This window comes from Salinicola corii (genome assembly GCF_008298015.1).
Taxonomy (GTDB): Bacteria; Pseudomonadota; Gammaproteobacteria; order Pseudomonadales; family Halomonadaceae; genus Salinicola; species Salinicola corii.
Map to the genome: position 1 here is coordinate 784,411 of NZ_VTPX01000001.1, position 20,982 is coordinate 805,392.

The 20,982-nt window shown below is 62.9% G+C and carries 17 protein-coding genes; 16 read left to right on the top strand and 1 reads right to left on the bottom strand.

Annotation, left to right across the window (positions count from 1 at the left end):
* Window positions 1–7: 7 nt before the first annotated feature.
* The 13 genes from ftsL to lpxC all read left to right on the top strand — a co-directional run bounded on the left by ftsL (window position 8) and on the right by lpxC (window position 15,837).
* Entirely contained in the window at window positions 8–337 is a 330-nt protein-coding gene (gene ftsL / locus F0A16_RS03660) for a cell division protein FtsL (RefSeq protein WP_149433996.1), read from the top strand.
* Complete coding sequence (locus tag F0A16_RS03665; protein ID WP_149433997.1) at window positions 334–2,052, top strand: peptidoglycan D,D-transpeptidase FtsI family protein; 1,719 nt, start codon at window positions 334–336, stop codon at window positions 2,050–2,052. The genes ftsL and F0A16_RS03665 overlap by 4 nt, the downstream gene beginning before the upstream one ends.
* On the top strand, window positions 2,049–3,602 hold the full coding sequence (locus tag F0A16_RS03670) for a UDP-N-acetylmuramoyl-L-alanyl-D-glutamate--2,6-diaminopimelate ligase (protein WP_149433998.1): 1,554 nt from the start codon (window positions 2,049–2,051) through the stop codon (window positions 3,600–3,602). Before F0A16_RS03665 ends, F0A16_RS03670 begins: the two co-directional genes overlap by 4 nt.
* Window positions 3,599–4,954, top strand: a complete 1,356-nt coding sequence (locus F0A16_RS03675) for a UDP-N-acetylmuramoyl-tripeptide--D-alanyl-D-alanine ligase (RefSeq protein WP_149433999.1) — start codon at window positions 3,599–3,601, stop codon at window positions 4,952–4,954. Before F0A16_RS03670 ends, F0A16_RS03675 begins: the two co-directional genes overlap by 4 nt.
* A gap of 9 nt (window positions 4,955–4,963) precedes the next feature.
* Complete coding sequence (gene mraY, locus F0A16_RS03680) at window positions 4,964–6,046, top strand: phospho-N-acetylmuramoyl-pentapeptide-transferase (protein WP_149434000.1); 1,083 nt, start codon at window positions 4,964–4,966, stop codon at window positions 6,044–6,046.
* Window positions 6,047–6,122: 76 nt separating this feature from the next.
* Window positions 6,123–7,469 carry a UDP-N-acetylmuramoyl-L-alanine--D-glutamate ligase gene (gene murD / locus F0A16_RS03685; RefSeq protein WP_275401747.1) on the top strand — a complete coding sequence of 449 codons (1,347 nt, stop codon included), beginning with the start codon at window positions 6,123–6,125 and terminating at the stop codon, window positions 7,467–7,469.
* A complete protein-coding gene (gene ftsW, locus F0A16_RS03690; RefSeq protein ID WP_239023692.1) occupies window positions 7,463–8,674 on the top strand; it encodes a putative lipid II flippase FtsW in 1,212 nt (403 codons plus the stop codon). Before murD ends, ftsW begins: the two co-directional genes overlap by 7 nt.
* Window positions 8,671–9,756, top strand: a complete 1,086-nt coding sequence (gene murG / locus F0A16_RS03695) for an undecaprenyldiphospho-muramoylpentapeptide beta-N-acetylglucosaminyltransferase (RefSeq protein ID WP_149434002.1) — start codon at window positions 8,671–8,673, stop codon at window positions 9,754–9,756. Before ftsW ends, murG begins: the two co-directional genes overlap by 4 nt.
* 34 nt (window positions 9,757–9,790) lie before the next feature.
* Window positions 9,791–11,200, top strand: a complete 1,410-nt coding sequence (gene murC, locus F0A16_RS03700; RefSeq protein WP_239023702.1) for a UDP-N-acetylmuramate--L-alanine ligase — start codon at window positions 9,791–9,793, stop codon at window positions 11,198–11,200.
* Between the two features lie 82 nt (window positions 11,201–11,282).
* Window positions 11,283–12,002, top strand: a complete 720-nt coding sequence (locus F0A16_RS03705) for a cell division protein FtsQ/DivIB (protein ID WP_149434004.1) — start codon at window positions 11,283–11,285, stop codon at window positions 12,000–12,002.
* A 337-nt stretch (window positions 12,003–12,339) separates the two neighbouring features.
* Complete coding sequence (ftsA, locus tag F0A16_RS03710) at window positions 12,340–13,611, top strand: cell division protein FtsA (RefSeq protein ID WP_149434005.1); 1,272 nt, start codon at window positions 12,340–12,342, stop codon at window positions 13,609–13,611.
* 30 nt (window positions 13,612–13,641) lie between these two features.
* Window positions 13,642–14,811 (top strand): cell division protein FtsZ, encoded by a 1,170-nt coding sequence (gene ftsZ / locus F0A16_RS03715; protein WP_149434006.1) that lies wholly within the window; start codon window positions 13,642–13,644, stop codon window positions 14,809–14,811.
* A 114-nt stretch (window positions 14,812–14,925) separates the two neighbouring features.
* Window positions 14,926–15,837, top strand: coding sequence for a UDP-3-O-acyl-N-acetylglucosamine deacetylase (gene lpxC / locus F0A16_RS03720; protein WP_149434007.1), 912 nt, complete (start codon window positions 14,926–14,928; stop codon window positions 15,835–15,837).
* Between the two features lie 138 nt (window positions 15,838–15,975).
* Here the strand turns inward: lpxC and F0A16_RS03725 are convergent, their stop codons facing one another.
* The gene (locus F0A16_RS03725; RefSeq protein WP_338100586.1) at window positions 15,976–16,377 is read right to left on the bottom strand and encodes a DUF721 domain-containing protein; all 402 of its coding nucleotides are present in this window, start codon (window positions 16,375–16,377) and stop codon (window positions 15,976–15,978) included.
* A 146-nt stretch (window positions 16,378–16,523) separates the two neighbouring features.
* Here F0A16_RS03725 and F0A16_RS03730 point away from each other — a divergent pair, with 146 nt between their 5' ends.
* From F0A16_RS03730 to argJ, 3 genes are all read left to right on the top strand, one after another.
* A complete protein-coding gene (locus F0A16_RS03730; RefSeq protein ID WP_149434009.1) occupies window positions 16,524–16,871 on the top strand; it encodes a hypothetical protein in 348 nt (115 codons plus the stop codon).
* Between the two features lie 87 nt (window positions 16,872–16,958).
* Window positions 16,959–19,700: a preprotein translocase subunit SecA gene (gene secA / locus F0A16_RS03735; protein WP_149434010.1), complete on the top strand. Its 2,742-nt coding sequence runs from the start codon at window positions 16,959–16,961 to the stop codon at window positions 19,698–19,700.
* Between the two features lie 48 nt (window positions 19,701–19,748).
* Complete coding sequence (gene argJ / locus F0A16_RS03740; protein WP_149434011.1) at window positions 19,749–20,957, top strand: bifunctional glutamate N-acetyltransferase/amino-acid acetyltransferase ArgJ; 1,209 nt, start codon at window positions 19,749–19,751, stop codon at window positions 20,955–20,957.
* Window positions 20,958–20,982: the final 25 nt, after the last annotated feature.

Below are 20,982 nucleotides of genomic sequence, written 5' to 3' on the forward strand. Positions count from 1 at the left end.
GAGCAACATGGCCGTTCAAGGACGACGCAGTGGGTTGGGATTGGGCAACTGGCCATTCGCCCGACGCCTGGATCCACGTTCCGCTTTGCTGGGTGTGGTCATCGTTGCGCTGTTGATAACGGCGCTGGCCATCATCAGCACCTCTCATCTGACCCGGGTCCAGTACGCGCGCTTGCAGAAACTCGAGAACCAGCGAGATTCGCTGCAGACGGAGTGGGGACGGCTGTTGCTCGAGGAGAGTACCTGGTCTTCTCCCGCTCGTATCGAGTCGTTGGCCAGTAAACGCCTGAACATGCGTGTCCCGAGCGTCGATGAAGTGAAGGTGATTCATCCATGAGTGCGTCCAGACGCGCCGCGACAGCCAGGAGCCGCCGGCCGGATGCCCCCTTGGGGGCCGGACGCTACTGGTTCATGCTTCTCGTCATTCTGGTCGCGCTATCCGCACTCGTCGGTCGGGTGGTCTACCTTCAAGTCATCGACCGCAGTTTTCTCCAGAACCAGGGCGATGCGCGCACCTTGCGCGTCGAAACCATCGGCGCCCATCGAGGCATGATCAGCGATCGCAACGGTGATCCCTTGGCCATCTCGACCCCGGTGATCACGCTGTGGGCCAATCCTCAGGAACTTCCGAAAGACCCCATTCAGCAGACGTTGCTGGCAAAGGCGCTCAAGGTGGATCCCGGCCAGCTGGCAGATCGCATCTCGCGCTACTCCGACCACGAGTTCATGTATCTGCGCCGTCAGTTGACGCCCGCCGCCGCCAAGCCGGCGCTCGATCTGCAGATGCCCGGTGTCTACTCGCGCGACGAGTACAAGCGCTATTACCCGGCAGGAGAGGTGGCGGCACAGCTCGTCGGGGTGACCAACGTCGACGACAAGGGGCAGGAAGGGCTCGAGCTGGCCTACAACCGTTATCTGACCGGTCAGCCGGGCAAGCGACGCGTGCTGAAGGATCGCAAGGGGCATCTGGTTCGCGACCTGCACCTGATCGACGAGGCCAAGCCGGGCGGTGACCTGACGCTGTCGATCGATCTGCGCCTGCAGTACATGGCGTATCGCGAACTGGCGGCGGGGATTCGCAAGAATGACGCCGACGGCGGTTCGCTGGTGATGCTGGATGCGCGGACCGGCGAAGTGCTGGCGATGGCCAACCTGCCTTCCTACAACCCCAACAATCGCAGCGATGTGGACGTCCGCGGTCTGCGCAATCAGGCCATCACCGACGCCATCGAACCTGGCTCGGTCATGAAGCCGCTCGCCATGTCGGCAGCGCTCGCTTCCGACAAGTTCACGCCGGAAAGTATCATAGACACCTCGCCCGGCTGGATGGTGGTGGATGGCTATACCATTCGCGATTTTCGTAACTACGGCAAACTGTCGCCGGCCGGAATTCTGCTCCACTCCTCGAACATCGGGATGTCCCACATCGCGCTGGAACTGCCCAAGGATGCGATCTGGAATCGCTATCGCGAACTCGGTCTGGGGCAGTCGCCCGGCACCGGGTTCCCGGGTGAGAACAGCGGTAGCCTGCCGTCGCCGACCAACCTGCCGCGCAGTGCTCAGGCGGCGATGGCCTACGGTTACGGGGTTGCCGTGACGCCGCTGCAACTGGCGAGTGCCTATACCGCCATCGCCAACGATGGCAAGCGCCTGTCGCCCTCGCTGCTCAAGCTCAACGGCGATCCGGAGAGCGAGCAGGTGATTTCGGCCACCGTGGCGCACGAGCTCCTGGCGATGATGGAAAAGATCGTGCAGCCCAATGCCGGCGGCCATCTGGCGATGGTTCCCGGTTACCAGATCGCGGGCAAGACCGGCACCGTGCGCAAGGTCACCAGCACGGGCTATCAGGAAACCGAATATCGGGGGCTTTTCGCCGGTATTGCCCCGGCCTCCAACCCGCGTATCGTTACCGTGGTGATGATCGACAATCCCAAGAAGGGCGACTATTACGGTGGCCTGGTCGCCGCCCCCGTATTCAGTCGCGTCGTGGGCAGCGCGCTGCGCCTGCTCGACGTTCCCCCCGACGCGCCGCAGGAGGAAACCGCGCCATGAGAATCGATGCCGCGCGGCTAGCGACTGCACTGGCCGAGCTCTGGCCTGATGTCGCTACGCCTTCGGGCAACGCCGCGGAACCGTCGCGGTTGGCATCGTGGCTTCCGGGCGCAGCCGAATTGACGCTGACGCAGGATAGCCGCCAGATCGAGAGCGGCGACCTGTTCCTGGCGGTACCGGGCGTCAGTGTCGACGGTCGGCAGTTCATCTCCGAGGCGCTCGATTCCGGTGCGGTCGGTGTGCTCTGCGAGGCCGAGGCGCTGGATGCGGCCTGGGCTGCCGACGAGCGCGTTCTCGCCTTGCCCGGGCTGGCGCTTCGGCTGGCCGCGCTGGGGCGACGGCTCTTCGCGGTTCCGGAATCGTTGAAACTGATCGGCGTCACCGGTACCAATGGCAAGAGTTCGGTTACGTATTACATCGCGGCACTATTGGAAGTCCTCGGCACCCCGGCCGCGGTGATCGGTACGCTGGGGTATGGTCGGCCTGGCGAAGTCCGCGCTGCGCTGCAGACTACACCGGGCCCGCTGGCGTTGCAGCGGATGCTCGGCGAGTTGGCCGGCGCTGGCGTCGAGGTCGTTGCCATGGAGGTGTCGTCGCACGCGTTGGTTCAGGAGCGGCTCGGCGATACCAGGGTCGATGCCTCGGTCTTCACCAACCTGAGTCGCGATCACCTGGACTATCACGGCAGCATGGCGGCCTATGCCGCCGCCAAGGCCCGGCTTTTCAGGCGAGACTCGGTTCGGCTGGCCGTCGTCAATGGCGACGATCCCCTGGCACGCCTGATGCTGGCGGGTTTGCCGGGCGGCACTCGAGTCCTGGCGACCGGCGGCGGCGAGGCCACGACGCTGCGTGTCGTCGATTGCGAAGCGCTGCCGAATGGCCTGCGAGCCATCGTCGCCACGCCGGAGAACGAAGGGGTCCTCGAGCTGTCGTTGATGGGGCGTTTCAACCTCGACAACGCACTGCTGGCGATCGCCACGCTTTACGGCCTGGGCCATTCGCTGGCGTCGCTCTGGCAGGCCGCCTCCACGCTGCGGCCGGTGCCGGGTCGCATGCAACGACTGCCGCGAGACGATGCCGGCAGGGCGCCGGTGGTGGTCGTGGATTATGCCCATACGCCGGACGCGCTGGAGAATGCGCTTTCCGCGCTGCGCGCTCATCTGCCGAGCCGGAATGGCGGCGAACTGTGGTGCGTGTTCGGCTGTGGCGGTGATCGTGACAGCGGCAAGCGTCCGTTGATGGCGGTGGTCGCGGAGAAGCTGGCGGACCGCATCGTCGTCACCGACGACAATCCCAGAAGCGAAGATCCGCAAGTCATTCGCGACCAGATCGCGGCCGGGCTGTCGCCGGGGGTTCGGGCGGAAAGCTGGTTGGTCGATGGTCGGGAAGCGGCGATCGAGCGCGTCATCGCGACGGCCACGGCGGAGGATATCGTGCTGATCGCGGGCAAGGGCCACGAGGATTATCAGGAAGTCGCCGGCATGCGCCACCCCTTCAGCGATGTCGGGGTGGCGAGCCGTTGCCTCCGTTCGCGGGAGGCGTCCGCATGAACGACCGGCTCAGCGGCATCGCCACGCGTCTCGGCGCGACCTTGAACGGCGCCGACGCCGAGGTGTCGCGGATCGTCACCGACACGCGCGCGCTTCGCCCTGGCGACCTGTTGGTGGCGCTGCAGGGCGAACGCTTCGACGCTCACGACTTCCTCGCCGAGGCGCGGGAGAAAGGCGCCGTCGGAGCGGTCGTCGCACGACCGGTCGCCGATCCGCTGGCGCAGGTCGAGGTACCCGACACCCGGCTGGCGTTGGGCTTGCTGGCGCGGGCGCACCGGCTCGGGTGGGACGGAAAGCTGATTGCGGTGACCGGCAACAGCGGCAAGACCACGGTCAAGGAGATGCTCGCCTCGATCTTGCGGCGGCGGGCGCCGACACTGGCCACGCGCGGCAATCTCAACAATGACATCGGCGCGCCGATGACGCTGCTCGAGCTCGACGCCGAGCAGCGCTACGCCGCCATCGAACTGGGCGCCAACCACCTGGGCGAGATTGCCTGGACCACCGCGCTGGCCAAGCCGCAGGTGGCGGTCATCACCAACGTCACCGGGGCGCATGTCGGGGAGTTCGGCGGCATGGGCCAGATCGCTCAGGCCAAGGGCGAGATTCTCGCCGGCCTGGCCATGGATGGCTGCGCCGTCCTCGATCGGGACGAGTGCTATTTTCCGGTGTGGCGAGCGCTGGCGGGGCGCGCCCGAGTCATCGACTTCGGCATCGGGAGTGACGCCAGCGTCACCGCTCATGATCTGGTGTGCGATGCGGGTGGGCGTTATGCTTTCACGCTTTCCCTGCCGAGCGAAACGTCGGTGCGCGTCTCGCTGGCCTTGATGGGGCGACACAACGTGCGCAACGCGCTGGCCGCGGCGGCCGCGACACAGGCGCTGGGGTTCTGCGGCGCCGAGATCGTGGCCGGGCTCGAGGCCTGCCGGAGCATGGCGGGGCGCATGCAGGTGGTCGACGGGGTGCGTGATAGCCGCGTGATCGACGACACCTACAATGCCAACCCCGGGGCGATGCGAGCGGCACTCGAGACGCTGGCGTCGCTGCCGGCGCCGCGCTGGTGTTTCCTCGGACCGATGGGCGAGATGGGCGCCGAGAGCGAACGCCTGCATGCCGAGGTCGGTCGGCTGGCGCACGATCTCGGACTCGATTTTCTGGGTACGTACGGCGAGCCCGCGCGTGCCGCAACGGAGGCTTTCGGCAACGAAGGCCGTCATTTCGATGACTGGGCGACGCTCGAGCGTTTCGCCCAGGATCAGCTTCCTTCCCGGGCCAGCGTGCTGGTCAAGGGTTCGCGCAGTGCCGGCATGGAACGACTCGTCGCCGCACTGCGTGATGATGCCTCAAGGTGAATCTGACTCATGCTGCTTTTTCTGGCTGAACTGCTTACCCATTTTCAAAGTGCTTTCAATGTTTTCGGATATCTGACCCTGCGCGTGATTCTGGGTACGTTGACGGCGTTGTTTCTGAGCCTGTGGATGGGGCCTCAGATGATCCGGCGTCTGGTCGAGCGCCAGATTGGTCAGGCGGTAAGGGACGATGGTCCACAGTCGCACCTGTCCAAGGCGGGCACGCCGACCATGGGCGGTGCGCTGATCCTGGTCTCCATCGCGATCAGTACGCTACTGTGGGGCGACCTGACCAACCATTACGTGTGGCTGGTACTGGCGGTCACGCTGGGTTTCGGCGCCATCGGCTGGGTCGACGATTTTCGCAAGGTGGTGGAGAAGAACCCGCGTGGTCTGCCGGCCCGCTGGAAATATCTCTGGCAGTCGGTAATCGGCCTCGGCGCGTCGTTGATCCTCTATTTCACGGCAGCGAGTCCGGTAGAGGTCAGTCTGATCGTGCCACTGTTCAAGGACGTGGTGATTCCGCTGGGCCTGTTCTACATCGTGTTGAGCTATCTGGTCATCGTCGGCAGCTCCAACGCGGTCAATCTGACCGACGGCCTCGACGGTCTGGCCATCATGCCGACGGTGCTGGTCTCCATGGGATTGGCGGTGTTCGCCTATGCCAGCGGCAACGCCGTCTTCGCCAATTATCTGCACATACCCGAGGTGCCGGGCGCCGGCGAACTCGCCGTCTTCTGTGGCACCATCGCCGGGGCCGGCCTAGGGTTTTTGTGGTTCAACACCTATCCCGCGCAGGTATTCATGGGGGACGTCGGTGCGCTGGCCTTGGGTGCGGCACTGGGCATCGTCGCCGTCATCGTTCGTCAGGAGATCGTCCTGTTCATCATGGGTGGTGTCTTCGTCATGGAGACGGTGTCGGTCATCCTGCAAGTGGGATCGTACAAGCTCACCGGCCGACGCATTTTCCGCATGGCGCCGCTGCACCATCATTTCGAACTGAAAGGGTGGCCGGAGCCCCGCGTCATCGTGCGCTTCTGGATCGTCACCGTCATGCTGGTCCTGTTGGGGCTGGCGACATTGAAGTTGCGTTGATGCCATGAGTGATTCGCTGTCTGCCGAGTCAGGAATCCGTTCCACGGGAGGATCATCCGCTCCGGGCGCGCCGCCGATTTTGGTGGTCGGGGTGGGGATTTCAGGTCGCGCGATCGCCCGCTTCCTGGATAGTCGCGGTGAGCGCTTCATGGTCGCCGATACTCGCGCCGCGCCCCCGGGACTCGAGGCTTTCCGCGCGGCCTATCCGGAGGTCGAGCTTTACCTGGGGGGCCTGGAGTCGCTGGATCTGAAGGCATTCTCCGAGATAGTCGTCAGTCCTGGCATCGATCTCGAGCGCGCTGGCCTGGGCGCTGTTCGGGACCGGGTCGTCGGCGAGATTTCTCTCTTTGCGCGACACTGCGAAGCGCCGATCGTGGCCATCACCGGATCGAATGCCAAGTCGACCGTGACCACGCTGGTAGGAGAGATGGCTCGGCAGGCGGGCAGGCGGGTTGCGGTCGGCGGCAATCTCGGTGCTGCCGCACTGGATCTGTTGATCGACCACGCGGACGCGGAACTGTTCGTGCTGGAGCTGTCGAGTTTTCAACTGGAGACGCTCGCCGGACTGGGGGCGATCTGCGCGGCGTTTCTGAATCTATCGGCCGATCATCTCGATCGACATGGCGACATGCAAGGCTACCGCCGGGCCAAGGCGCGAATTTTCGAGGGCGCCGCGCATGCCGTCGTCAATGCCGACGACTCGGCCACCTGGCCGGAACAGGAGTCGTTGAGCTGCGAGCGTTTCACCACGCACTCCCCTCGTGACAGCGAGTGGGGTATCTCGAGTGTGGCGGGCGAGACGGACGAGTGGCTGTACCATGGCCGGCAACCGCTGATGCCGGTCGGTGAACTGCGCCTGGCAGGCCGTCACAATCACGCCAACGCGCTGGCGGCGATGGCGATCGGGCATGTCGTAGGGATCTCCCCGGGCGTGATGCGCGGCGTCCTTTCCCGTTTTTCCGGTTTGCCGCATCGCGGCGAGATCGTTGCCGAACACGGCGGCGTACGTTGGATCAACGACTCCAAAGGCACTAACGTGGGCGCGACACTGGCGGCGATCGCCGGCGTTGGGGAGACGCTGACCGGCAAACTGGTCTGGTTGGGTGGCGGGGTCGGCAAGGGTGCGGATTTCACGCCGTTGGCCGAACCGCTGGCACGTTACGCTCGGGAAGCGATCGTCTTCGGTCAGGATGCGCCGCAATTGGCCGCCGCGCTCGAACCGCAGGTCACCACCTGGCGGGTCGACACGCTGGCAGACGCCATGCGGCGCGCGGCGTCGATCGCCGAGCCGGGGGATTGCGTGCTGCTGTCGCCCGCCTGTGCGAGTCTCGACCAGTTTCCCAACTATCTGGCGCGCGGCGAGGCGTTTCGCGCCCTGCTTGATCAAGGGCAGCTCGGACAAGGGCAGGAAGCCGCATGCTGAAGACCATGATGAAGACGTCGCAGGCGCGATTGACCACGAAGCATCAGTCGTTCGATGGCTGGCTACTGCTGGCGACGCTGTCGCTGATGCTGATCGGCTGGGTGATGGTGACCTCTGCTTCTACCGAGATCGCCGCGAGTCTGACCGGCAACCCATACTATTTCAGTATTCGTCACGGCATCTTCGTTATCGCCGCGATTGGCGTCGGTCTCGTCGCCGTGCGCCTGCCGCTCGACTGGTGGCGACAGAAAGGCCCGATGATGCTGATCGTGGCGCTGTTGCTGCTGTTCGTCGTGCTGATCGTCGGCCGCGAAATCAACGGAAGCCGGCGCTGGATTCCGCTCGGCATCATCAATGTCCAGGCGTCGGAAGTCGCCAAACTGTGTCTGATCGTCTACATCGCCGGCTACCTGGAGCGTTATTTGCCGGACGTACGGCGCACTTGGGGAGCCTTCATGCGGCCGCTGGCGGTGATGGCGTTGATCGGCTTTCTGCTGATCCTCGAGCCGGACTATGGCGCCGTGGTCGTGTTGACCGGCTGCGTGATGGGCATGTTGTTGCTCTCCGGTGCCCCGCTGTGGCGATTTCTGCTGATTCTTGCCGTCGTGGGGTCGGGCGCCGTCATGCTGGCGGTGGCAGAACCCTATCGTTTGCAGCGTATCACCAGTTTCGCCAATCCCTGGGCGGATCAGTACAACACCGGCTATCAGCTGACCCAGGCGTTGATCGCCTTCGGGCGGGGGCACTGGTTCGGTCTGGGGCTAGGCAACAGCGTCCAGAAACTGTTCTACCTGCCGGAGGCGCATACCGATTTCGTGTTTGCCGTGCTGGCCGAGGAATTGGGATTGTTCGGCGCCATGGCGGTGATTCTTCTGTTCGCCTTGCTGGTCTTTCGTGCCTTCAGGATCGGGCGCAAGGCAGAACTGATCGGTATCCCGTTCGCGGCCTACCTCTGCTATGGCATTGCGCTGGTCATCGGCGCACAGGCATTCATCAATATCTCCGTCAGCGCGGGTATGTTACCGACGAAAGGCTTGACGCTGCCGCTTCTGAGTTATGGCGGTTCGAGTCTCATTATTAGCGGACTCATGATGGCCATACTGTTTCGCGTTGACGCCGAGGTCAGACGGCTGCAGCGCCGAGCCGAACCCAAAGCGGCTTCCGAGGCGCAGTCCGGCACCCAGGACTCGGAGCCGAATTTATGAGCGATACGCGGCGCGTTCTGATCATGGCCGGCGGCACCGGTGGGCATGTCGTGCCCGCGCTCTCACTGGCCAAGGCCCTGTGCGAACGCGGAGTGACGGTCGAGTGGCTGGGGAGTCCGAGAGGCATCGAAAACCGTCTCGTTCCCGCCGCGGATATCCCGTTGAACCGCATCGCGGTGTCCGGGCTGCGAGGCAATGGCCTGGGCGGTTGGCTGGCGGTCCCGTGGCGATTGAGCCGGGCGGTCTGGCAGGCCCGGCGGGTGATACAGCGCTTCGACCCGCAGCTCGTCGTCGGCCTCGGCGGCTTCGCAAGCGGCCCCGGCGGTCTGGCCGCCCGCTTGAGCGGTAAACCCTTGATCGTGCATGAGCAGAACGCCGTTGCCGGCTTGACCAATCGGGCGTTGGCGCATCTGGCGACTCGAGTCTACGCCGCCTTCCCGGGGGCTTTCCCGTCGGCCAAGGCTGAGGTGGTCGGCAATCCAGTGCGCGACGACATCGCGGTGCTGGGAGAGACACCCAGGACGGTCGAGCAGATGGCTGGCCGACCGCTGCGACTGCTGGTGTTGGGCGGGTCGCTCGGGGCGCAGTCCCTGAACCGGAAGCTGCCCGTTGCGCTGGCGGCGCTGGATTCCTCGCGGCGCCCGCAGGTACGTCATCAGGCGGGGCGTGACAAGGACGACGAGACGCGGGAGGCCTATCGAGCGGCCGGCGTCGAGGCGGAGGTGAGCGCTTTCATCGACGACATGGCTGTCGCCTACGACTGGGCGGACGTTATCGTCTGTCGAGCCGGCGCCCTGACCATCGCCGAGCTCTCCGCTGCGGCCAAGCCCTCCCTGCTGGTGCCGTTCCCTCATGCCGTCGACGACCACCAGACTCATAACGCACGCCACCTCGTCGAAGCGGGTGGCGCTGAATTGATACAGCAGGCCGAGCTCACCTCTGAACGTTTGCAGGCGATGCTCGAGTCACTTTTGCAGCCCGACGTGCTGGCGACAATGGCGATTCAGGCACGTCGGGTGGCCCACCTCGATGCCGTCGGGCGCCTGGTCGACGGCTGCATGGAGATCGGTTTTGAGCGATAGCATTCAGACGCGTCCGACGCGGTCGCATCTCGGCATGCGGCGTATTCGGGGCATTCATTTCGTCGGAATCGGCGGGGCCGGGATGTGCGGCATCGCCGAAGTGCTGGCCAACGAAGGCTACCAAGTCAGCGGTAGTGACCTGAGGGAATCGGCGGTCACCCACCATCTGCGCGACTGCGGCATTCGTGTCGCCATTGGCCATGCGGCGATCAACGCAGAAGGGGCCAACGTGATCGTGGTGTCGACGGCCGTCGATCCGACCAACCCGGAAATCCAGTGGGCGCGAGAGCATCGCGTGCCGGTGGTGCGTCGTGCCGAGATGCTGGCCGAACTGATGCGCTTCCGCCACGGTATCGCCGTTGCGGGTACCCACGGCAAGACCACGACCACGAGCTTGCTGTCGACGCTGTTCGCCGAGGCAGGGCTCGATCCGACGTTTGTCATTGGTGGCAAGCTGACCAGCGCGGGAACCAACGCGCGTCTTGGTTCCGGGGACTTCCTCGTTGCCGAGGCCGACGAGTCTGATGCGTCCTTCCTGCACCTGCAGCCGATGACGGCGATCGTGACGAATATCGATGCTGACCATATGGCGACTTATGACGGCGATTTTTCCCGGCTGAAGACGACCTTCATCGAATTTCTGCACAACCTGCCTTTCTACGGCCGGGCCGTGCTGTGCCTCGACGATGACAACGTGCGGGAATTGCTGCCGCAGGTTCAGCGCCAATTCGTCACTTACGGTTTCAACGAAGAGGCCGATTATCGCATTCGGGACTTCCAGCAGACCGCCGACACCATTCGATTCGTCGCCGAGCGTCCCGGCGACTCTGCGGCGCTGAACATCACCCTGGCGATGCCGGGCACCCATAATGCCCTGAACGCGCTCGCGGCCATCGCGGTGGCCACCGATGCCGGCGTTGGCGACGACGATATCGTCAGAGGGCTGGCGTCTTTCGGTGGCGTCGGACGTCGTTTTCAGATTCACGGCCACTACCCGCTGTCGCAGGGCGGCGAAGTGATGCTGGTCGACGATTACGGCCACCACCCGCGTGAAGTCGAGATGGTGATTCGTGCGGTTCGCTCCGGCTGGCCGCAGCGTCGGCTGGTGATGCTCTATCAGCCCCATCGCTATACCCGAACGCGAGACCTCTACGAGGACTTCGTCAGGGTGCTTTCCGGCGTCGACACTTTGTTGCTGCTCGACGTTTATGGCGCTGGCGAAGCGCCGATTCCCGGCGCGGAAGGAAAGATGCTGGCGGGCTCGATTCGCCAGCGCGGTCAGGTCGATCCACTGTTCATCGAGGAAAAGTCGGCATTGCCGGGGATCCTTGCGCGAGTGCTACGGCCCGGCGATATTCTGATCACCCAGGGGGCCGGAGATATCGGCGGTATTGCCCAGGGACTCGCCCACTGCGCGCTCAAGTTCGACGAGGTGATCCTTTGAGGCTGGTGGTCGTGTCGGAAAAGAGTGTTTGCATCATGGAACGACCGAAGCGTTTCGAGCGACGTCAGGTAGGGCAGGTGTCATGAATTCCAGCGCACGGGGTACGCTGCTCGGCATCCTCATGATCGTCGTGCTCATCGGTGCCGGCGGCAGGGCGCTGTGGCTGTGGCTGGACAAGCCCATCGCCCGGGTCTCGATCAGCGGTGACCTGAATTACGTGAGCGCCGCCTATCTCCAGAAGGAATTGGCTCCTTTGGTACGCGGTCATACTTGGCTCTCCCTGTCCTTGAGCGACCTGCGCGCCGAAGCGCGCAAGATTGGCTGGCTGCGGGAAGTGACCGTCTCTCGCGAGTGGCCCAACACCCTGCGGTTCGTGCTTTACGAACAAGATCCGGTCGCGCGCTGGAACGACAAGCTGCTGCTTAATAGTCGCGGCCAGCCGTTCCCGCCCGGACCGGTAAGCGACTTTGGACGGCGTCTCCCCGACCTCGGCGGCCCCGATGGAACGGGTCGAGAGGTACTGGGTTATTACGATTCCCTGCGCCGTACATTGTCTGACCTCGGGCTTTCGATCACCCAGTTGAGGCTCGAGCCTCGCGGCGCCTGGCGCTTTCAAATCAATGATGGCGTCTGGGTAATTCTCGGGCGGACGGACTTGGACGCGCGGTTGGCTCGCTTTATTGCTGCATGGGAGCGACAGTTGGGACAAGAGGCGTCGCAGATTCGCTACATCGATCTCCGTTATCCTAATGGTGTTTCAGTGGCGAGACATGGGGAAACGGCGACCGTCTCTAGCGATTAGTTCGGGATTCCCGGGCGAGAAGTCGGGCCTGATCCCACGGCTGGCGTCGTCCCCGGCCTCATTATCTGAAAGGATGTGTGTGTCGTGAATGGCGACTTCTTGCTCGCCGGGCCTCGTACTTAACCTTGCCTATCGCCGGGGGACGTTATTTTTGGAGTGCTTTAATAGCGGAAAGACTCCTTCCTTATTTCCCTTTTAAAGAAAAAGGGCTTAATGTGGCTTTTGTTTCAACGATGGGCTGGTGAAAAGGGTCGTCTTGTTCCTATAATAAGCACGAATCTTTGTTGGCCCATTTTTATCCGGTTTATCGGTGAAGTTTGAGGAGCGACCCCGACCTATGGCAGGACAATCCAACGCTTCCAATATGGTGGTCGGGCTGGATATCGGAACATCCAAGGTGGTCGCCATCGTGGGGCAACCCACTGACGATGGCGGGTTGGAAATTGCCGGGATTGGTTCGCATCCTTCGCGTGGCATGAAGAAGGGTGTCGTGATCAATATCGAATCAACCGTTCAGTCGATTCAGCGCGCCGTAGAAGAAGCCGAGCTGATGGCAGGTTGCGACATCCACTCTGTCTACGTCGGTATCGCCGGCAGTCATATCAGTTCCATGAATTCCGATGGTGTCGTGGCGATCAAGGAGCGGGAGGTCGCGCCTGCCGACATTGATCGCGTCATCGATTCCGCCCGTGCGCGCGCTATCTCCGAAGGGCAGCGCGTGCTGCACGTGATTCCCCAAGAGTTCGCCATCGACACCCAGGAGGGGATTCGCGAGCCGTTGGGGATGTCCGGCGTTCGCCTGGAAGCTCGCGTTCACTTGGTGACCGCAGCGATGAATGCCGTTCAGAATATCGAGAAGTGCGTCCGCCGCTGTGGCCTGGAAGTCGATGACATCATTCTCGAGCAACTGGCCTCCAGCCACGCGGTGCTGACCGAGGATGAGCGCGAACTCGGCGTTTGCATGGTCGATATCGGTGGGGGGACGACCGATATCGCCGTTTTCACCGAGGGCGCCATTCGACATACCGCCGTGATCCCGATAGCCGGGGATCAGGTGACGAACGATATCGCCATGGCCCTGCGCACGCCGACCCAGTACGCCGAGGATATCAAGGTCAAGTATGCCTGCGCGCTGACACAGTTGGCGAGCAGCGATGAAATGATCAAGGTGCCGAGCGTTGGCGACCGGCCAGCCCGGGACCTCTCCCGCCAGGCATTGGCGGAAGTCGTGGAACCCCGTTACGAGGAACTCTTTACGCTGGTGCGCGAGGAACTGCGCCGCAGCGGCTACGAGGATCTGGTGGCGGCCGGAATCGTGTTGACGGGGGGCACCTCTCGAATGGAGGGGGTGGTCGAGCTGGCGGAAGAGATATTCCACATGCCGGTTCGTATCGCGTGCCCGTACAACGTCCGTGGCTTGGCGGATGTGGTGCGCAACCCGATTTATTCGACGGGGGTAGGTTTGCTACTCTACGGAATGAAGGACGCCAAGCACTCTCGCGCAGTATCAGCCCAGCCTCAAAGGGAAGATTCACTTCCCCGGCGCGCAACCAGGGATGAGGTTTCGACGCTGGAGCGACTTAAAGGCTGGTTTAAAGGAAATTTCTGACAGGCCGCAAGCGGTCTTGGAGACGGGGCAATGTTCGAACTAGTAGATAATGCACCTTCTAGTAGTGCAGTCATCAAAGTCATCGGTGTCGGCGGCGGCGGCGGCAACGCCGTCAACCACATGGTCGAGAGTAACATCGAAGGCGTCGAGTTCATCTGCGCCAACACCGATGCCCAGGCGCTCAAGCGCGTGGCGGCCAAGACCGTTCTCCAACTGGGTGGCGAGATCACCAAGGGGTTGGGTGCCGGGGCAAATCCGGATGTGGGGCGTCAGGCAGCCATGGAGGATCGTGATCGCATCGCCGAGATGCTCCAGGGTGCAGACATGATCTTCATCACCGCCGGCATGGGCGGTGGTACGGGCACCGGCGGCGCCCCCGTGGTCGCCCAGGTGGCCAAGGAGCTGGGAATTCTGACCGTCGCCGTCGTCACGCGCCCTTTCCCGTTCGAAGGGCCGAAGCGCATGCGCGCAGCCGAAGAGGGGATGAAAGAACTCTCCGAGTACGTCGATTCGCTGATCACCATCCCCAACGAGAAGCTGCTGTCGGTGTTGGGCAAGAACGCCAGCCTACTGACCGCTTTCAGTGCCGCTAACGATGTGTTGCTGGGCGCCGTTCAGGGTATCGCCGAATTGATCACCAGCCCGGGCATCATCAACGTCGACTTCGCCGATGTGCGGACGGTGATGTCCGAGATGGGCATGGCGATGATGGGGACTGGTGCTGCGACCGGCGAGAACCGTGCTCGCGAAGCGGCCGAGAAAGCCATTCGCAGCCCGCTTCTCGAGGATATCGACCTGCACGGCGCGCGCGGTATCCTGGTCAACATCACGGCGGGTCCGGACCTTTCCATCGGTGAATTCAACGATGTGGGGGCGACGGTCCAGGAGTTCGCCTCCCAGGATGCGACCATCGTGGTGGGTACTGCCATCGATATGGAGATGTCCGACGAACTGCGGGTGACCGTCGTCGCCGCGGGATTGGATGCCCAGAAGGAGAAGGCTATCCCCCGTGAAACAGCCGCTTCCCGCCCGGAAACGACCGATTATCGCAAGCTTCAGCAGCCGGCCGTCATGCGCCAGCAGGCCGCGCGCGCCGAACAGGAAGCGGCGGCTAAGAAGTCGCAGCAGGAGAAGCGCAAGACATCGGACATGGACGACTATCTCGACATTCCGGCATTCTTGCGTCGCCAGGCGGATTGATAGACTAATGGACTGCTCATCATCACTTTGTAACGTCGATATGGTTGGTGGGCCGGTGGTTTGGTGTTATAGTGAACACCGTTTCCAAACCATTTGACTGTCAGGTCGATGCCCATGATCAAACAACGAACGCTGCAGAACACGATCCGCGCCACTGGCGTAGGGCTCCATTCCGGAGAAAAAGTGTATCTGACGCTGCGTCCTGCGACGCCCAACACGGGCATCGTCTTCGTGCGTACCGACCTCGATCCGGTGGTGCACATTCCCGCACACGCCGAAAGCGTCACCGACACCAACCTCTGCACGGCGCTATCCAAGGATGGCGTCAAGGTTGCCACCGTCGAGCACCTGATGTCGGCGTTCGCGGGGTTGGGGATCGATAATGCCTACGTCGAATTGAGTGCACCCGAAGTGCCGATCATGGATGGCAGCGCCGGTCCTTTCGTCTTCCTGATCCAGTCGGCGGGTATTGCCGAGCAGTCGGCGCCGAAGCAGTTCATCCGTATCAAGCGCGAAGTGACCGTCAACGACGACGGAAAGCAGGCGACATTTCTGCCGCACAACGGATTCAAGGTCAGTTTCGCGATCGATTTCGATCACCCTGTCTTCGAGCAGCAGAAGCAGACCGCGACTGTCGACTTTTCCACGACTTCCTTCGTGAAGGAGGTGTCGCGAGCGCGCACGTTCGGTTTCATGCGCGACCTGGAGTTCCTGCGCTCGCAGAATCTGGCGCTAGGGGGGAGTCTCGACAATGCCATCGTCGTCGACGACTACCGTATCGTAAACCAGGACGGCCTTCGTTACGACGATGAGTTCGTGAAGCACAAGATGCTCGATGCGATTGGCGATCTTTATCAGCTCGGCTATAGCCTGATTGGCGAGTTCAGAGGGTACAAGTCCGGTCACGGGCTCAACAATCAGCTCTGCCGTGAATTGCTGGCCCACCCCGAAGCATACGAGATCGTGACGTTCGAGGAAACGACACAGTCTGCGCCGATATCCTACGCGGCGCCAGCCATGGCTTGAGTGCCGCCGGCAATCCTTCGAAAGCATCATCTCTTGCCGTTGAATTCGACGCCGATCTCATGATCGGCGTCGTCGTTTCCGAATGATGAACCTCGACGACAGCAGTGTGCGGTCCCTGGTACGAGGCAGGCTGTCCGGTCAGGTAGCGGAACCGTCGTCCGATTCCGGTGTGACTTGGGCGTGCGAGGCCAAGCGATTCAGAGAGCGCTTGAGCGGAGAGTCTTCCAGGCCCTCCGCGCAGTGGGAAAGTGCATCGGCGCCGGCTGGCGACAGGCGACGCGTCTGTCGCGGTAGCGCCTTGACGGGCCGGATCGGGCGTACCTTCAACGAGAATTTCATGACGGCCTCGAAGCCGGGCAGTTGATGCAACAACTCGAGCAGCCGAGGCTGTTCGTAACGCAGCCACGTCAACCATGCGGCGCGGTCGGTGATCAATGTCAACACGCCGTTGCGGTAGCCGCCGACGTAGAGGTGTTCGGCCACGTCCGGTGGGAGCTGCCGCCTCAGGTGGTTCTGGGCGCGTTCGATCAACGTCGCCATGCGCATCACGTCGCCCAGCCCTCCCGGTTGCTCAAGGAGTCGGGAAACGGGCTGGGCTCGTAAACGCTTAGCCTTTATACTCATCGGCTTGCACGCGGTGGGGAAAGACCCGCTAAACCTATCACGGCGCGGAGTTCGTCGACAGCATGACTTCGGTCAAAGCGCAGTCCGGTCAGCGTGGCGCCATCTGGCGCCCCCGGCAGCGAGCCCATTGGTGGCTGGCCAGTGTGCTGGTCGGTTGTCTGCTGCCTGCGGGCTTGATGCACGCTGAGGCGATGCGGCTGGCCGAGCGCTTGACTCAGGTCTATCTGATGGCCCCGGAGGCTATCCGGGCCGAATCCCGACGTGTCGCGCGCATCGCCGCCAAGCGTCCCCTGCACCCGCGGACCATGGCTCCCTTGCCGCAGCCGCGGCGGACCTATCTCGCCCCCCTGGTTGCCCTCAGTGCCGCCCTGGACGTCTTGTCCCGCAGAGGCCCGCCTGCACCTGCCTGATGACCGCTATACCTTTTTCATCATCACCGGCAGCCGGTGCTGGCCTCGTCGTCGCATGGCTGCCTCAAGGGCACGCAGGAATACATCATGTTGAACGCAATACTACACAAGCTGGTCGGCTCCAAGAACGACCGCGACGTCAAGCGCATGCGCAAGCAGGTGGCGGCGATCAACGCACTGGAAGCCCAGTTCGAAGCGCTGGATGACACGGCACTCAAGGCCAAGACCGCAGAGTTTCGCCGACGTCTGGCCGATGGCGAGAAGCACGAGGCCATGCTGCCGGAAGCGTTCGCTACCGTCCGGGAGGCTAGCAAGCGCGTGCTCGGCATGCGCCATTTCGATGTCCAGATGGTTGGCGGCATGGCGCTGCACGAGGGCCGGATCGCCGAGATGAAGACCGGTGAGGGCAAGACGCTGGTCGGGACGTTGTCGGTCTACTTCAATGCGCTGCTGGAGAAAGGCGTGCATGTGGTCACGGTCAACGACTATCTGGCCAGTCGTGACGCCAACTGGATGCGTCCGCTCTACGAATTTCTTGGTTTGAGTGTCGGGGTCATCGCCTCCGGCCAGCCGAACGAGGAAAAGAAGCAGGCTTATGCCTGCGATATCACCTACGGGACCAATAACGAGTACGGCTTCGACTATCTGCGCGACAACATGGCCTTCTCGCTGCAGGACAAAGTCCAGCGACCGTTGCACTATGCGATCATCGACGAGGTCGACTCGATCCTGATCGATGAAGCGCGCACGCCGCTGATCATCTCCGGTCCCGTGGAGGAGGACGTCGAACTCTATCGCACGATTCACACGCTCTCCAAGCAGCTCAAGCAGTGTACCGACGAAGAGGACCCGACCACCGGCGATTTTCTGATCGACGAGAAGCAGAAACAGGTGGAGTTGACCGAAGAGGGGCATCAGCGGGTCGAGCAGCTGATGCGGGAAGCGGGCCTGCTCAAGTCGGAAGACTCGCTCTACGCAGTTCAGAATCTCGGTTTGCTGCAGCATATTCATTCGGCGCTGCGTGCTCGCTGTCTCTATCACCGTGATGTCGACTACATCGTCTCGGATGGTAACGTGGTGATCGTCGACGAGCACACCGGGCGTACCATGCCGGGGCGCCGCTGGTCGGAAGGTCTGCATCAGGCGGTCGAGGCCAAGGAAGGGGTGGCGATCCAGCGCGAGAGTCAGACGCTGGCATCCACCACCTTCCAGAATTATTTCCGCCTCTACGATAAGCTGGCCGGGATGACCGGTACCGCCGATACCGAGGCCTTCGAGTTCAATCACATCTACGGGCTCGACGTGCTGGTGATCCCCACCAACCGTCCGTTGGCGCGCCAGGATCTGAACGATCTCGTCTATCTGAGTGCCGAGGAGAAGTACGCCGCGATCATCGAGGACGTCAACACGCAGCGCGAGGCCAACCGGCCGGTACTGGTGGGCACCGCGTCCATCGAGACCTCGGAGTATCTCTCCAAGCTGATGCAGGCGAAGCAGATTCCTCACAACGTCCTCAATGCCAAGCAGCATGACAGCGAGGCCGAAATCATTGCCCAGGCAGGTCGCCCCGGTGCCATCACGCTGGCCACCAACATGGCGGGCCGTGGCACCGATATCGTGCTCGGCGGCAACTGGGAAGCCGAAGTCGCCAAGCTCGAGGACCCCAGCGAAGAACAGATCGAATCGATCAAGGCGGAGTGGCAGCAGCGTCACGATGCCGTGCTCGAGGCTGGTGGCCTGCACGTCATTGGTTCCGAGCGGCACGAATCCCGCCGGATCGACAACCAACTGCGTGGCCGTGCCGGCCGCCAGGGGGATCCGGGCTCGACGCGTTTCTTCCTGTCGCTGGAAGACAGTCTCATGCGACTGTTCGGCTCCGATCGGGTCCAGCGCCTGATGGGTGCGCTGGGACTCGAGGAAGGCGAAGCCATCGAGCACAAGATGGTCTCCAACGCGGTCGAGCGGGCGCAGAAGAAGGTCGAAGGCCGCAACTTCGACATCCGCAAGCAGTTGCTGGAGTACGACGATGTCTCCAACGATCAGCGCCGGGTCATCTACGAGCAGCGAGACGATATCCTTGCCGCCGACGAGATCTCCGACAACGTTGCCAGCATCCGCGATGAAGTGCTCGAGCAGACGGTCTCCGACTACGTGCCGCCGCAGAGTCTGCCGGAGCAGTGGGAGCTGGCAGGACTGCAGGATCAGCTCAAGCAGGAGTTCAACATCGACCTTCCGCTGGTGCAGTGGGCGGAGGAGGACGACAGCTTCAACGAGGAAGTACTGCGTCAACGCCTGCTGGACCAGCACCGTGGTCAATATCTCGCCAAGGTCGAAGCGATTGGTGGCGACATGATGCGACGTTTCGAGAAACAGGTCATGCTTCAGGTGCTGGACACTCGCTGGAAGGAGCACCTGCAGTCGATGGATCACCTTCGCCGGGGCATTCACCTGCGGGGCTACGCGCAGAAGAATCCGAAGCAGGAATACAAGCGAGAGGCGTTCGAGCTGTTCCAGTCCCTGCTTTACAACATCAAGCATGACGTCACCCGCATCCTGAGCCATGTACAGGTGCGTCGTCAGGAAGAGGTTGAGGATCTGGAGCGTCAGCGTCGCGAAGCGCTCGAACGGGAAAAGGCGGCCAGCCAATCGGTCCACGAGGAGGCTGTCGCCGCTGCTCAGCAGACTGCCGACGGGGCGGAATCGAAAGTCGAGCCGGCCGAGGATGGTGCCCAGCCGGTGCGCCGGGAGGGCCCGAAAGTCGGGCGTAACGATCCTTGCCCGTGCGGTTCCGGCAAGAAGTACAAGCAGTGCCATGGTGCGCTGAGCTGAGAATGGCCAGGGGCACGGGCCCGGCCTGTGCTCCTTGAGGAGAATGGAATGGCCGTAGGTAAATCACTGTTTCCCCGAATGGCGGCGCTCGAGGGCGTGCGGCTGGGAACCGCGATGGCAGGTATCAAGAAGCCGAACCGTCGCGATCTGGTGGTGATCGAGGTGCCCGAAGGTGCCTCCGTCGCTGCCACGTTCACCCGTAATGCCTTCTGTGCGGCACCCGTGCACGTCGCTCGAGACCACCTGCAGCGAGCGATGCCACGCTACTTGCTGATCAATACCGGCAATGCCAATGCGGGAACCGGCGTGAAGGGCCGCGAGGACGCCGAGGATTGCTGCCGCGCACTGGCCGCGCTGACCGAAACCGAGAGCCATCATGTACTGCCGTTCTCGACCGGGGTGATTGGGGAGCCGCTGCCGGTGGCTCGAATCACGGATGGTTTGTCCGCCGCGCTGGAATCGCTGGATGCCGACGGCTGGGCGCTCGCTGCCGAGGGCATCATGACCACCGATACTCGTATCAAGGGCGCTTCGGCCCAGGTCGAGCTCGGCGGTGGCACGGTCACCATCAACGGGATCAGCAAGGGCTCCGGCATGATCCAGCCCAACATGGCGACCATGCTCGGGTTCGTCGCCTGCGATGCGGCGATCGAGCAGGACCGGCTCCAGCAGTGGCTGCGTGAGGCGGTGCGAGTCTCTTTCAACTCGATTACGGTGGATTCGGATACTTCCACCAACGATGCCTGCACGCTGATCGCTACCGGTCGTGGCCCGCGCGTCGAGTCGGCCGACGATGAACATCGCTTCCGCGAGGCGCTGACATCGGTGCTTGTCGAACTGGCGCAGGCGATCATTCGTGATGGCGAGGGGGCGACCAAGTTCGTCACGTTACAGGTCGAACAGGCGGAGAGCGTCGACGAGGCGCGAGCGGTGGCGTTCACGGTAGCCCACTCGCCGCTAGTCAAGACGGCGCTCTACGCGAGCGATGCCAACTGGGGACGAATCCTGGCTGCCGTCGGGCGCGCGCCGGTGAAGGATCTGGACGTCGAGCGCGTCATCATCGATCTCGGAGGCGACCGCCTGGTGGAGCATGGCGGTCGCGCCGACAGTTACACGGAAGAGGCGGGCAGTCGGGTAATGGCTCAGGAAGAGATCGTCATCCGCATTCGCCTCGGTCGCGGCGATGCCAACGCTACGATCTGGACATCGGACCTGTCCCACGATTACGTATCGATCAACGCGGATTACCGCAGTTGAACGCTTTCTGACGGAGAGCGATATT